This is a genomic window from Nocardia sp. SSK8, assembly GCF_037034205.1.
In the GTDB taxonomy this organism is placed as follows: domain Bacteria; phylum Actinomycetota; class Actinomycetes; order Mycobacteriales; family Mycobacteriaceae; genus Nocardia.
This window is the reverse complement of the sequence record NZ_JBAGKD010000001.1, coordinates 396,603-408,880: the sequence shown is the minus strand read 5'-3', so window position 1 is coordinate 408,880 and position 12,278 is coordinate 396,603. Positions and strand designations below refer to the sequence as shown.

The following is a 12,278-nucleotide window of genomic DNA, read 5'->3' as shown; positions in this document are numbered from 1 at the left end:
CGCACCGGCGCTGATCAGGGGCAGCGACCTCCGGCCAGTTCACCGAGGTGCCCGGACAGCAGCGTGGCCATCTTGTCGAGCATGGTCATGCCCTCGGCGAAGGCACCCGAATCCGGTTGCGCGGCGAAGGCCACGGCGATGCGCCCGGACGGCGCGTCGATCATGCCGAACTGGCGCACCAGGTATTTGCCCGAGGTGTCGGGCCCCCAGCCGCCCTTGAACTCCGCGCTGCCGAAAGCCCCGAGGCCCCAGCGGTGATTCGGGATGATCTGCTGCATGAGCCCGACCACGCGCTCGCTCTGCGGCACGCAGGTCAGGTGCGCGGCGAAGCGGACCTGGTCGGCCAGCGACCATTCGGCCTGGCCGAAGACCGAGGCGTCGGAGCGGGTGCGCACGGTGGGCACGGTGGTGTTGGCGTCACCGCCCTCGCGCAGCACGCCCTCCACCGCCGCGGCGGCCGCGGTGGCATTACCCAGCGACTGCCACAGGGTGTCGGCGGCGGCGTTGTCGGAGGCGGTGATGGCCGCGGTCGCCGAGGTGAGGTAGGCGGAGCTGTTGCGCAGCGCGGCGATGGCCAGCGGCACCTTGATCGTCGACCAGGCCGGACCCGAGGTCCAGTTGCCGAAGGTGACCATCTGCTGTCCGCCGACCGGCATGACGGCCAGCCCGGCGGTGCCGCGGAAACCCTGTTGCAGGGTGGCGAAATCGGCGGCCAGACTGCCGGGGACGGCAATCGAGAAATTGCCCGTGCCCGCGCCCGGATCGACGACCGGGGCCGTCGTGGTGGTGGTCGTCGGCGCGGCCGCCTCGGGGTCGGCGCCGCAGGCGGCGGTGAGCAGCGCGACCGTGCCGAGCACCGCGGACAGCGCCGTTCGGACCCGGCGTCGTCGGTTCTTCGTCATGTTGTGAAGCATCTTCGTTTGTGAACTCCCCCGGGCTTTCGGTGCTGGGTGGCCGTCGGCGACACCGTACTGGGCAGTATGGCCGATCGCCCACCGCTAGCGTGAAAACCTCAGGTCAGACGGTGCTCACCGGTGTAGATGTTCATCGTCTCGCCGCGCAGGAAACCGACCAGGGTCAGCTCGGCCTCGGCCGCCAGATCCACCGCCAGCGAGCTCGGCGCCGAGACCGCGGCCAGGACCGGGATCCCGGCCATCACCGCCTTCTGCGCGAGTTCGAAGGAGGCGCGGCTGCTCACCACGAGCATCAGATCGTGGGCGGGGATTCGGTTCTCGCGCACCGCCCAGCCGATCACCTTGTCGACGGCATTGTGCCTGCCGATGTCCTCGCGCAGCGCCAGCAGTGTGCCGTCGGTGGTGAACAGCCCGGCCGCGTGCAGGCCGCCGGTGACGTCGAAGAGCTTCTGCCCGGCCCGCAGCCGCGCGGGCAGCCCGGCCAGCACGGCGGTGTCGACCTTCTCGGTGTCGTGCGGGATGGGGAAGCGGCTGTGCGTGCGGACCTCGTCGAGCGCGGATTTCCCGCAGAGACCGCACGCGCCGGTGGTGAGGAAATTGCGGGTGTGGATCGGGACCGGGGTCCGCAGACGCAGGTCGAGCACGTTGTAGGTGTTGCGGCCCTGCTCGTCGGTGCCCGCGCAGTAGCGCGCGGTGACGATGTCCTCGGCGGTGGCGATGATGCCCTCGCCGAACAGGAAGCCGTGCACCAGGTCGATGTCGTCGCCCGGGGTGCGCATGGTGACCGTCAGCGAGCGGCCGTCGACGCGCACCTCCAGCGGTTCCTCGACCGCCAGGGTGTCGGGTCGCTCGATCCGCCCGCCCGGGGACAGGCGGGTGGTCTTGCGCCGGGTGGTGACTCTGCTCATCGGGGTGAGCCGACCGGCTCAGTCGTCTTCTTCGTCGGCGGCCTTGTTGCGCGCCCGCACGATCTCGAGTGCCCGTTCCGCGGTGGCCTTGTCCGGGTAAGGGCCGAGCCGGTCGCCGAACCAGCAGGTCTTGCCGTGCTCGGCCGTGTGATGCTTGAGGCAGTAGTACCACTGGTCGTCATCAGCCATGTCGTCAGTATGCATCGGTTCGCATGGCTGTGTCCGTAAGCCGGGCACAACGGAATCGCGCAGCGACACCGCGACGGCGACACCGACCGCGGCCCCGAGCAGGGTGTCCACGCCGCGGTCGATCAGCAGGGTGAGCGGATCGGCGTGGCTGGCCAGCTCGGTCATGGCCATGATCAGCGGGGTGAAGAAGCCGAGGGCCAGCGCGTAGTGGCGGGCCATGAACAGTTCGGTCGGATACAGCAGCGCGATGATCGCCAGGCCCAGCACGGCCGGGCTCAGACCCGACAGCAGCAGCGGGGCCGTCACCACCAGCCCGATGACGGTGCCGCCCACGCGATGCACCCCGCGGTGGACGCGGTCACGGGCGCGCGCGGCGGCCAGCGGGACGGCCGCACCGGCCATCACCCAGTTGGCGTGGCCGACACCGAGCATCAGCCCGATGCCGCCCGCGATCGAGATCGCCAGCGCGTAGCGGACGGCTTGCGCGGTCGCTATCCGGCCGGTGCGGTGCGGTGCGATCGCCGCGTAGACCATCGGGTCGCCCGCCCGGCGGGCCCGGCTCGCCGATTCCAGGTAGCCGACGATCACGCACAGCAGCGCGGTGGCCGCGCAGATCAGCAGGGCGAGTCCGGGATCGGGCTGTTCTCCGGCCACCATGGCGATGGCGCCGAAGGCGAAGATGCCGAAGAACGGGCCCTCGGGGCGCAGACCGAGCCGGTCGGTGATCGGGGACGCGACCGCCGCGAACACGGTGACCGCGGCGACCAGCGCGGCGGGCGAGGCGTGCAGGCGGGCCAGCAGGATGCCCGCGCCGACGGCCACGGTGAGCATGACCGCGGCCTCGCTCTGGTGCAGCAGCCGCTGACGCGGCGATTCGGCGAACCCGTACATGCCGGTGAAGGACCCGAACACCGCGTAGATGAGCAGGTCGGTGCGCCCGGCAGCGATCAACAGCAGGCCGGGAATGGCCAGGCCGACGAACACCCGCACCGCGGGCAGGTGGTCGATGTCGGTGACAGCGTGGCGGAGCCGGGGGCGCGCCGGGGCCGACAGGGTGCGCAAGGGGTTCCTCCGGAAGCTCGGTCACGGGGCGGTTGCCCCGAGCCGAGAAACCATCGTCTATGACCCTTGCACTGCACGTCAAACCGCTGTGACCCCGGTCGCAGCGGTTGCTCAGTAGATGTACACGACCGCGTTCTCACCACCGGTGCAGGTGACCAGTTTGCCCTCGGGCGCGCAGGTCATTGTGTAGGTGCGGCCGGTGACTGGGCTGGCCGCCACCACCGTCCTGGTGGTGGTGCCCGTGCCGCCCGCGGCGTAGGCCTGGCGGACCGCCTCGGCGAAGGGGCAACTGGTGACGGTGTTGCCGATCGCCGCCTTGCCGAAGGTGCCGCCGGTGGCCCCGGATTCGCACGGCTGCGCACCGGCGGGCAGGGTGACCGGCCCCGCGGTGGTGGTCGGGGGCGCGGTGGTCGCGCGCGGGGTGGTCGCGGCGGGGTTGCCGGAGCCGCCCGGGGCGAGCGAGGTCGGCGCGGCGGTGGTGGTCTCCTCGGAGTCGGTCGCCGCCATCAGGCGCCAGCCGATCGCGCCGCCGATGGCCAGCACGACCACCGTGAGCACCCCGACCAGGATCGGCAGCAGCAGCGAGCGGCGCGGGGCGCGGTCCTCCTGCTGCCAGTGCGGGTCCGGTCCGTAGCCCGGATCGGGCCCGTATCCCGGCTCCCGGTACGCGTGGTCGCCGTAGGCCTGCTGGGGGTCGTCGTACTGCGAGTACGCGGCCTCCCCGCCGTACTGGCTGGTCTCGGCCGCGCGCGCCGGATCCTCGTACTCCGGCGGAGCCTGATGCGCCGGGAACGGTGCCGCTCCCCCGCGGTACTGATGGGTCGGCTGGGACCGCTGCGGATCCCCGTCGTCGAACCCGCCCCCGAAGTGCTGCGTCGGCACCGACCGCTGCGCGTCGAACCCGGCCGGGTCGTACTGCTCGGTCGGCGGGGTGAACGCGTCGGGCCCGCCACCGTAGTGCCGGGTGGCGGCGGAGCGCTGCGGATCCTCCCCGGGCGCACCGGGGAGCATCTGCGTCGGCCCACCGAAGGCGTGCTCCGGGTCCTCCTCGGGACCGCCGAATCGATCCTCGGCCGGGTCACCGGGGAACTTCCGCGTCGGCTCCCCGAAGCGAGGCGCGCCGAACGGCGCCGCCCGGTCGTCCTCGAACCGGCCGGGCTCACCCCCCGGCTCCGGCCGACCGAAATGCTCGGTGGGAGCACCGAATCGCGGGCCGTGACCGGGCGCCCCGAACGGCGGCCGCTCTGCCCCACCGGGTAGCGGATGCTCACCCGAATACCGCTGGGTCGCCGGGGCGCCCGGCGCCGACGGATCGTCGGGGTAACGCCCGGGCGGCGAACCCGCGGTTCCGGCCAGCGGGTGCTCGCCCGAAAAGCGCTGGCCCGCAGGGGTACCACGTCCTGCCGGGTCGCCAGGGAAGGCTTCGTTCGGCGCACCAGGTAAACCCGGCAGCGGATGCTCGCCGGAAAAGCGCTGGGTCGCGGGGGCGCCGCTGCCCGCTGGGTTGCCCGGGAAGCCCGCTGCGGGCGAACCCGGACCGTCTGGTGCGAGGTGTTCGCCGGAGTAGCGCTGGGTTGCGGGGGCGCCGGGAGCCGCTGGGCCGCCGGGGAATCGTGGCGTGCCCGGGGCCGATGGGTTCCCAGCGGGGAGGCGCGGGTCGCTGGTCGCCTCGGGGGTGGCGGGCTGGAAGGGTTCGCCCACGTAGCGCTCGGTGGGGGCGTGGGGTGGGGGCGGGAAGGGGGGTTGGGTGGGGATCGGGGACGAGGTGTCGCCGGGGGTGCCCTCGAAGAGGTGCGCGTCGGGGAACGGACGCATGCGCGGGAGGCCCTGGTCCGGGGTGTAGGCCGGGGGTGGTTCGGGGGCCTCGAGGGCGGGGGCGCCCTCCGCCGGTGGGAGGGGGGTGAAGTGGGTGTCGGCCGCGCGGATCTCGGCGGGGCCGGTGGGCTGGATGACGGCCGGAATGGAGGCCTCGCCGGTGCCCTCGGCCGGGACGCGCCGGAACCCGGTGGTGTCGGCCCTGCCCTCGGGCGGCCGGATGATCAGCGTCGGCTGGGCGCCGGTCGCCGTGCTCTGGCTGCGCGAGGTCTCGATGCCGCCGGTCGCGGCGACCGCGCCGACCACCCGGAACTCCCCGGTCGGCGTCGGCGCCTGCTCGGCCGCCTCCGCCTCGGCGTCCTGCCCGGCTCCGCCCTGCCCGGTCCGCGCGGTGTCCGGGGCATCGGGCACCGGATTCCCGCCCGTCGAACTCCCGGGCCCACCACGCCGAGCGGCAGCCGCCGCCCCGAACGTCGCCGCACCCGCATCCGCCGCGGACCCGGCACCATAGGCGACCGGCCCCGACCGGCCACCGGCACCGGCACCGGCACCGGCACCGGCACCGGCACCGAACGGAACACCACCCGATTCGCGACCGCCACCCAACGGCACCGCACCCGAATGCGCACCCGGCGCACCAGCACCGGAGGTACCCGGTGCCCGCCCGGCGACCGGCGCCGACCCGGCGGGACCACCGAAGGCATGGAACGCGCCCGGCGCCTGCTGGATGGCCGCGTGCAGAACCTCGCGGGCGGCGACAGCAAGATCACCGGCGGTGGCGTAGCGGTCGGCGGGGTCCTTGGCCATGCCACGGGCGATGACATCGTCGAGGCCCGGCGGCAGGCCGGGAATGAGAGAGCTCGGGCGCGGGGGTGCCTCGGAGAGGTGGGCGCGGATGAGCACGCTCATGCTGGCGGCGGGGAACGGCGAGCCGCCGGTGAGGCATTCGTGTAGCACGCAGGCCAGCGAGTAGATGTCGGCGCGATGCGAGATCGGGCCCACGTCGAAGCGTTCCGGCGCCATGTAGATGTAGGAGCCCATGGCCATGCCGACCTGGGTCACCGCGCTGTCGCCCTCGGTGTGCGCGATGCCGAAATCGGCCAGGTAGGCGAAATCGGCGGGGGTGACCAGGATGTTGGCCGGTTTCACGTCGCGGTGCACCAGCCCGCCCGCGTGCGCGGCGTCGAGCGCGGCGGCGATCTGTTCCACCACGGCGACCGCGCGGTCCGGGCTCAGCGGCCCGCCCTGGTGCAGCACGGTGCGCAGGTCGGTGCCGGGCACCAGGCGCATGTCGATGAACAGCACCCCGTCGATCACGCCCCAGTCGTGAATCGGGATGACGTGCGGCTCGGCCAGCTTGGCCGCGGCCTGGGATTCGCGCCGGAACCGCACCTGATAGGCGGGGTCCTGGGCGAGCTCCTCGGCCAGCAACTTCAGGGCGACCACCCGGTCCTTGCCGGTGTCGTAGGCCTCGTAGACCTCGCCCATTCCGCCTTTGCCCAGCATCGACCGCAGTTCGTACGGGCCGAATCTGCTCCCCGCCCGTGACCCGGGTGCACCCACCAGCGTCCGCCTCCCACGTCTGGCAGGTCAGCGGACCTGCTCGTCAGAACGACGATTCTCCCGGTGTCACCACGCCGTGGTCAAACGCGAACACGATCGCGGCGGCGCGATCACGCAGGTCGAGCTTGCCGAATATGTGTCCCACGTGGCTTTTCACGGTGACTTCCGAGATGCCGAGTTCCCGGGCGATCTCGCTGTTGACCCGGCCGCGGCCGATCAGTTCGAGCACTTCGTACTCGCGGGCGGTGAGTTCGCCGAGCCTGCGGTCGGTGCGGGTGCCGCTGGGTCTCACGGTCCGGTAGGCGGTGAGTACCCGGCCGGTGACCGACGGGTCGAGCCAGGCCCCGCCAGCGGCGACGGTGCGCACCGCGCGGATGAGGTCCTCGGCCGGGGAGTCCTTGAGCAGGAACCCGGCCGCGCCCGCGCGCAGCGCGCCGGAGAGCAGCTGGTCGTCGTCGAAGGTGGTGAGCACGAGCACCGGTGGCGCGTCCGCGCGGGCGCGCAGCAACCGGGTCGCATCGATCCCGCCGACCCGTTTCATCCGCAGGTCCATCAGCACCACGTCGGGCCGGTCGGCGGCCACGGCGGCCGCGACCTCGTCGCCGTCGGCGCATTCGGTGACGGTGAAACCGTCGCGGCGGCGCAGGATCCGGCGCAGTCCCCCGCGTACGAGTTCCTGGTCGTCGACGACCAGCACGGTCACCGGGTTGTCGATCGGCGCGGCGGCCGTCACATGTCCTCCTGGGGTCGGGGCCGGAGCAGACCCGGCAGCACGGTCGACAGCGTGGTGCAGCCGCCGCTCTTGAGCGGGAACTCCACCCGCACGGTCCAGCCGTCGTCGCCGGGGCCGATGCTGATGGTGCCGCCGAGCAGTTCGGTGCGTTTGCGCATGCCGCGCAGGCCCATCCCGCCGTCACGGCGCACCGGCGGGCCCGCGGGCAGCGCGTTGGTCACCACCAGGCTCGCGAGCTCGGGGCCGACCTCGAGCCGCACGGTCGCGGCGGCGCCCGGCGCGTGCTTGGCGACATTGGCCAGCGATTCCTGGCCGATCCGGTACAGCGCGTGCCCGACCGCGCCCTCGACCGCGGCGAGGTCACCGGTGCGGCGGTAGTCGACGGTGAGCCCGGCGCGGCGGAAGTCGCCGACGAGTTCGTCGATGTCGGCGGCGCTGGGTTCGGGCGCGATCCGGGTGGGCTGGGTGTCGAGCATGCCGACGGTGCGGCGGATATCGGCCATGGCCTGGCGGCCGAGCCGTTCGGCGTCGACCAGCGCGTCGACCGCCTCGTCGACGTCGTCGTCGGTCTGCAACGCGCGCCGGGCCGCGGTCAGGTGCAGCAGGGTGATCGAGAGCGAGTGCGCGATCACGTCGTGCACCTCGCGGGCGATCCGGCGGCGTTCCTCGTCGGCGGCGCGCACCGCCCGGATGGACTGGTTCTCCCGCTCCTGATAGAGGAAGCGGCGCTGATACTGCAGCATCACCCCGGCGAAGGTGCCGAGCAGGATGCCCAGCACATACATCGGCAGGCCCTCTAGCCGCTCGCCCGACCCCCAGTGCAGGTATCCGGCCAGATCGAAGGCGAGCAGCTGGGCGATGGCGAGCAGGCTGAAGCCGATGGTGAGCCCGCGCGGGGCGATGGCCGCCACCTCCCCGGCGACGATCACCAGCACGAACGGGGCGAAGTCGGCGGGCACCGGCTGGATCATGAACAGCGCGCACGAGACCATCCCGCTCAATTTCAGCAGCACGGGGTGCGGTTTCACCCCGAAGACGGCGAACAGCGGGATCGGCAGGAACGCGGTGAACATGGCGATCAGCGGCAGCGGGTTGGGGAAATAGGAGTGCCGCTGCACCACGGCGGCCACGGTGATCACCAGCAGCGCCAGATCCGCGCCGACGATCACCGCGGGCGGATAGTCGAACGGGAGCGCCTCGATCCGCTCGCGAACCCCGTCGCGGAAGCGCAGCACGGGCGCCCGCACCCCGGCGGTCAGGGCCGAGAGCCTGCTCACCCGGCCCGCCGTACTCGCGGGGACGGTGTCGGTCACCTCCATGATGCAAGGCTAGCCCTCGGGGTACGCGGCGGTCATCGTCCCGGAAACGGTGCCGCTCTCCTACCTGGGTAGGAGAAGAAGTCGGGTCCGCGGCACGACGATTCCCCCCGGCGAGCTCCGTAGCGTTGGCCCCATCGCTCACGGAAGGTGAAGCTCATGACCTGGACCGATCAGCATCGTCGCACCGAGATCGTGCACACCGTGCTCGCCAGGGCTGCCGACGACCCCGAACATCCCGGCCTCTTCGCGGGCCTCCCGGAGCTGGACCGGCTCTTCGGTGGGGTCGAGGGCCTGCTGCTGGCGTTGCGGAACCGCTGGGACAACCACCTGCACGTCAAACTGGAACTGGCCGAGATCGACGGGGACACGCCCCTGGACGCCTATCTGCAACTGGCCGCCGAGCAGCCCGCGCTCCGGGCAATTCTCGACGCGCGCCCGGTGATCGGGCACACTACCCCTGCCCGGGCGCTCGCGCGCTGACATTCGCCCATCGAATACCCCTGGGGGACAACACATGCCGGACACGTCATCACCGCAGCCGCCGCCGATGCTCGAACTGGACAAGGTGGTCAAGCAGTATCGCGTCGGTGACCAGCAGGTGCGCGCTCTCGACGAGGTGAGCATGCGCATCGAGACGGGGCAGTTCACCTCGATCATCGGCCCGTCCGGGTCGGGCAAGTCCACGCTGCTGCATCTGCTCGGCGCGCTGGACCGGCCCGATACGGGCTCGATCCGCTTCCGCGGCACCGAGATCGGCGGTCTCGACGAGGACCAGCAGGCCGCGTTCCGGCTCGAACAGGTGGGCTTCGTCTTCCAGTTCTTCAATCTGCTGCCCACGCTGTCGGCGTGGGAGAACGTGGCGGTGCCGAAACTGCTGGACGGCACCGGATTACGCAAAGCCAAACCCCGGGCGATGGAGCTGCTCGAGCTGGTCGGCCTGGCCGATCGCGCCCAGCACCGGCCCGCCGAACTCTCCGGCGGACAGATGCAGCGCGTGGCGGTGGCGCGCGCGCTGATCATGGATCCGCCGCTGATCCTGGCCGACGAACCCACCGGCAATCTCGATTCCAAGACCGGCGAGGCCATCCTCACTCTGCTGGGTGAGATCACCGCGCAAGGCAATTCGGTGGTGATGGTGACCCATGACATGGGCGCGGTCGCCTACTGCGATCGGGTGATCACGTTGCGCGACGGCCGCATCGGCGCCGACGACGTGGTGACCTCGCGGGTGGACGCGTGATCGCCGCGGCGTGGGATCGGTTGCGGCTGTTCAATATCGGTGAACTGATCCGTCATCCCGGCCGCACCGTCATGTCGACCGCCGTGATGGCCGTCTCGGCGGCCCTGCTGGTTGCGGTGCTGAGTATCTCCGGCTCGGTGACCGGCTCGATGGACCGGCTCACCCTCGGCCTGGCCGGGGACGCCGTCCTCGAGGTCACCGGCATCACCGACGCGGGCTTCGAACAGTCGATGCTGCCCGACCTCGCCGCCACCCCCGGCGTGGCGACCGCGGTGCCGATGCTGCGCGCCACCCTGGGCACCGGCGACGACCGGGCCATGCTGATCGGCGCCGACCAGACCATCGCCGCGCTGGGCAGCGACCTGGCCGGGCCGATGGCCGAATACACCTCGAAACTGATCAGCACCCCGAAGGGCGTGCTGGTCGGGGCGGCGATGGGCTATCAGGAGGGCGACAGCATCCCGATCGGCTGGGGCACCGCGACCGTGGCCGCCGTCCTGCCGAACGAGATCGTCGACCGGCTCAACGGCGGCCATGTGATCGCCGCGCCGCTGCCGCTGGCACAGCTGCTCATCGACAAGGTGGACAAGCTCGACTCGGTGCAGATCATCGCGAAGCCGGGCACCGACGTCGCCGCGCTGCGCCGCGCGCTCACCGAGGTGGTGGACGGCCGGGCGGTGGTCGCTGAGCCGAGCCTGCGGACCGCGCAGGCGGGCGGGGCCATCCAGATCATGCGCTATTCCACGCTGATGTCCTCGGCGGCGGCGCTGATCGTGTCGGCGTTCCTGATCTACAACGCGATGAGTATGGCGGTGGCGCAACGCAGGCCGACGCTGTCGCTGCTGCGCGCGATCGGCGGCAAGCGCGCGCCGATGGTGCGGGATCTGCTCGTCGAGGCGGCCGTACTGGGCCTGATCGGTGGTGCCATCGGCTCGGCCATCGGCGTGTTCATGGGCCGGATGTCGATCGACCGGCTGCCCGCGGCGATCGTCCAGTCGGTGGAATCGCGCACGGACTTCCTGGTCCCGAGCTATGCCATCCCGATGGCCATTGTGGCGTGTGTGCTGGCGACCGTGCTGGCGGCCGGGCTCGCCGCACGTCAGGTCTACAAGGTGGCGCCCGTGGAGGCGCTGGCGCCGGTGGAGGCCACCGATGCCGCCGCCGGTGGCCGGGTGCTGCGCTGGGCCGCCCTGGTGGGCGCGCTCGGCCTGGGCGCGGGCGCGATCGCGCTGGCCTTCCTCGACCTCGGGCGGGTCTCGCTGGCCTCGATCTCCACCGCGTTCACCGCGACGGTGCTGCTGTGCTTCGCCGCGACCAAGCCCATCGTGCGGGCCGCCGGGAGTATCGCGCGCTGGTTCGGGGCGCCGGGCGCGCTCGGCGCGACGACCCTGGAACGGGCCCCACGCCGGGTCTGGGCGACGGCGATGACGGTGATGATCGGCGTGGCCGCGGTGGTCGCGCTCGGTGGCGCGTCGAGCAATATGGTCGATTCGGCCACCGACTCGTTCGAGAGCCTCGGCGACGCCGACCTGTATGTCAGCCCGAGCCCGATCGAGCAGTTCCCGACCGGTCCGGTGCTGCCCGCCGACCTCGCCGCCGAGGTGGCCGCGGTTCCCGGCGTGGAGCGCGTGCAGCCCGGGCAGATGGCCTTCGCCACGATCGGCGGCGCCCGGGTGCTGCTGCAGGGCTACCAGGCCCGGCACGACGAATCCCGGCTCGGCGCGGTGGATCCCGCGGTGATCGACCGGATGTCGCGCGGCGAGGGCGTGGTCGTCACCCGCGATGTGGCGCGCTCGATGCACCTCTCGGTCGGTGACGAGATCACCATGCCCACGCCGTCGGGCGAACGGACTGTCCCTGTGCTGCAGGTGATTCCGTACTTCACCGCGGTGTCGGGGGTGATGATGATGAGCCTGGACCAGATGCGCGAGTGGTATCAACGGCCCGGCGAGACCATCCTGTCGGTGCAGTACGCGCCCGGCGCTGACCCCGAGGCCGTGCAGGCGGCGGTGCGGTCGGTGGTGCCGGAGGCGATCAATGTCGATCGCGGCACCGATATGGTCGCGGCGATCTCGTCGAGCGTGGAACAGGGCTCGTCGATGAGCACCATGATCCTGTGGATCGTCGTGCTGGTGGCCACGATCGCCCTGCTCAACACGTTGATGCTGTCGGTGCTGGAGCGGCGCCGGGAGCTCGGCGTGCTGCGCGCCATGGGCACCAATCGCAAGTTCCTGCTGCGGTCGGTACTGGCCGAGGCGGCCGGGATCGGCATCGTCGGCGCCGCGATCGGGCTGGTGGTCGGCGCGGCGGTGCAGTACCTGGCGACGGTGGCGATCGGGCACGCGATGACCATCGACATCGTGTACCAGCCGAGCCCGCTGCTGCTGGTCTACGGCCTGGTCGCACTGGGACTGGCGCTGCTCGGCTCGATTCCGCCCGCGCTGCGGGCGGCCCGGATGCCGATCATCGCGGCACTCGCGGTCGACTGAGTCACCCGGAGGAACCCGCCGCGGCGGTACACGCACAGCGCGTGTA

At 71.9% G+C, this 12,278-nt stretch carries 9 protein-coding genes; 3 read left to right on the top strand and 6 right to left on the bottom strand.

The window, feature by feature from the left end:
• Positions 1–14 precede the first annotated feature (14 nt).
• From WA675_RS01840 to WA675_RS01815, 6 genes are all read right to left on the bottom strand, one after another.
• On the bottom strand, positions 15–902 hold the full coding sequence (locus WA675_RS01840) for a hypothetical protein (RefSeq protein ID WP_336081314.1): 888 nt from the start codon (positions 900–902) through the stop codon (positions 15–17).
• Between the two features lie 110 nt (positions 903–1,012).
• Entirely contained in the window at positions 1,013–1,822 is an 810-nt protein-coding gene (fdhD, locus tag WA675_RS01835; RefSeq protein WP_336081312.1) for a formate dehydrogenase accessory sulfurtransferase FdhD, read from the bottom strand.
• An 18-nt stretch (positions 1,823–1,840) separates the two neighbouring features.
• Entirely contained in the window at positions 1,841–3,073 is a 1,233-nt protein-coding gene (locus WA675_RS01830) for an FUSC family protein (RefSeq protein ID WP_336081311.1), read from the bottom strand.
• 111 nt (positions 3,074–3,184) lie between these two features.
• Entirely contained in the window at positions 3,185–6,394 is a 3,210-nt protein-coding gene (locus WA675_RS01825) for a protein kinase domain-containing protein (RefSeq protein WP_442945533.1), read from the bottom strand.
• 100 nt (positions 6,395–6,494) lie between these two features.
• On the bottom strand, positions 6,495–7,184 hold the full coding sequence (locus WA675_RS01820; RefSeq protein ID WP_336081310.1) for a response regulator transcription factor: 690 nt from the start codon (positions 7,182–7,184) through the stop codon (positions 6,495–6,497).
• Positions 7,181–8,503: a sensor histidine kinase gene (locus tag WA675_RS01815; RefSeq protein ID WP_336081308.1), complete on the bottom strand. Its 1,323-nt coding sequence runs from the start codon at positions 8,501–8,503 to the stop codon at positions 7,181–7,183. The genes WA675_RS01820 and WA675_RS01815 overlap by 4 nt, the downstream gene beginning before the upstream one ends.
• Positions 8,504–8,659: 156 nt before the next feature.
• Between WA675_RS01815 and WA675_RS01810 the strand changes: the two genes are divergently transcribed.
• Genes WA675_RS01810 through WA675_RS01800 form a run of 3 tightly spaced genes read left to right on the top strand, consistent with a single transcriptional unit; the run spans position 8,660 to position 12,232 of the window.
• A complete protein-coding gene (locus WA675_RS01810; protein ID WP_336081306.1) occupies positions 8,660–8,983 on the top strand; it encodes a hypothetical protein in 324 nt (107 codons plus the stop codon).
• A 34-nt stretch (positions 8,984–9,017) separates the two neighbouring features.
• Positions 9,018–9,743, top strand: a complete 726-nt coding sequence (locus WA675_RS01805; protein ID WP_336081304.1) for an ABC transporter ATP-binding protein — start codon at positions 9,018–9,020, stop codon at positions 9,741–9,743.
• Positions 9,740–12,232, top strand: coding sequence for an FtsX-like permease family protein (locus tag WA675_RS01800; protein ID WP_336081301.1), 2,493 nt, complete (start codon positions 9,740–9,742; stop codon positions 12,230–12,232). The genes WA675_RS01805 and WA675_RS01800 overlap by 4 nt, the downstream gene beginning before the upstream one ends.
• The last annotated feature ends 46 nt before the right edge of the window (positions 12,233–12,278 follow it).

Excerpts from the sequence above, each read along its gene's own strand:
- WA675_RS01840 (WP_336081314.1), bottom strand. The coding sequence starts at position 902 with ATGACGAAGAACCGACGACGCCGGGTCCGAACGGCGCTGTCCGCGGTG.
- fdhD (WP_336081312.1), bottom strand. The coding sequence starts at position 1,822 with ATGAGCAGAGTCACCACCCGGCGCAAGACCACCCGCCTGTCCCCGGGC.
- WA675_RS01825 (WP_442945533.1), bottom strand. The coding sequence starts at position 6,394 with ATGCTGGGCAAAGGCGGAATGGGCGAGGTCTACGAGGCCTACGACACC.
- WA675_RS01815 (WP_336081308.1), bottom strand. The coding sequence starts at position 8,503 with ATGGAGGTGACCGACACCGTCCCCGCGAGTACGGCGGGCCGGGTGAGC.
- WA675_RS01810 (WP_336081306.1), top strand. The coding sequence starts at position 8,660 with ATGACCTGGACCGATCAGCATCGTCGCACCGAGATCGTGCACACCGTG.
- WA675_RS01805 (WP_336081304.1), top strand. The coding sequence starts at position 9,018 with ATGCCGGACACGTCATCACCGCAGCCGCCGCCGATGCTCGAACTGGAC.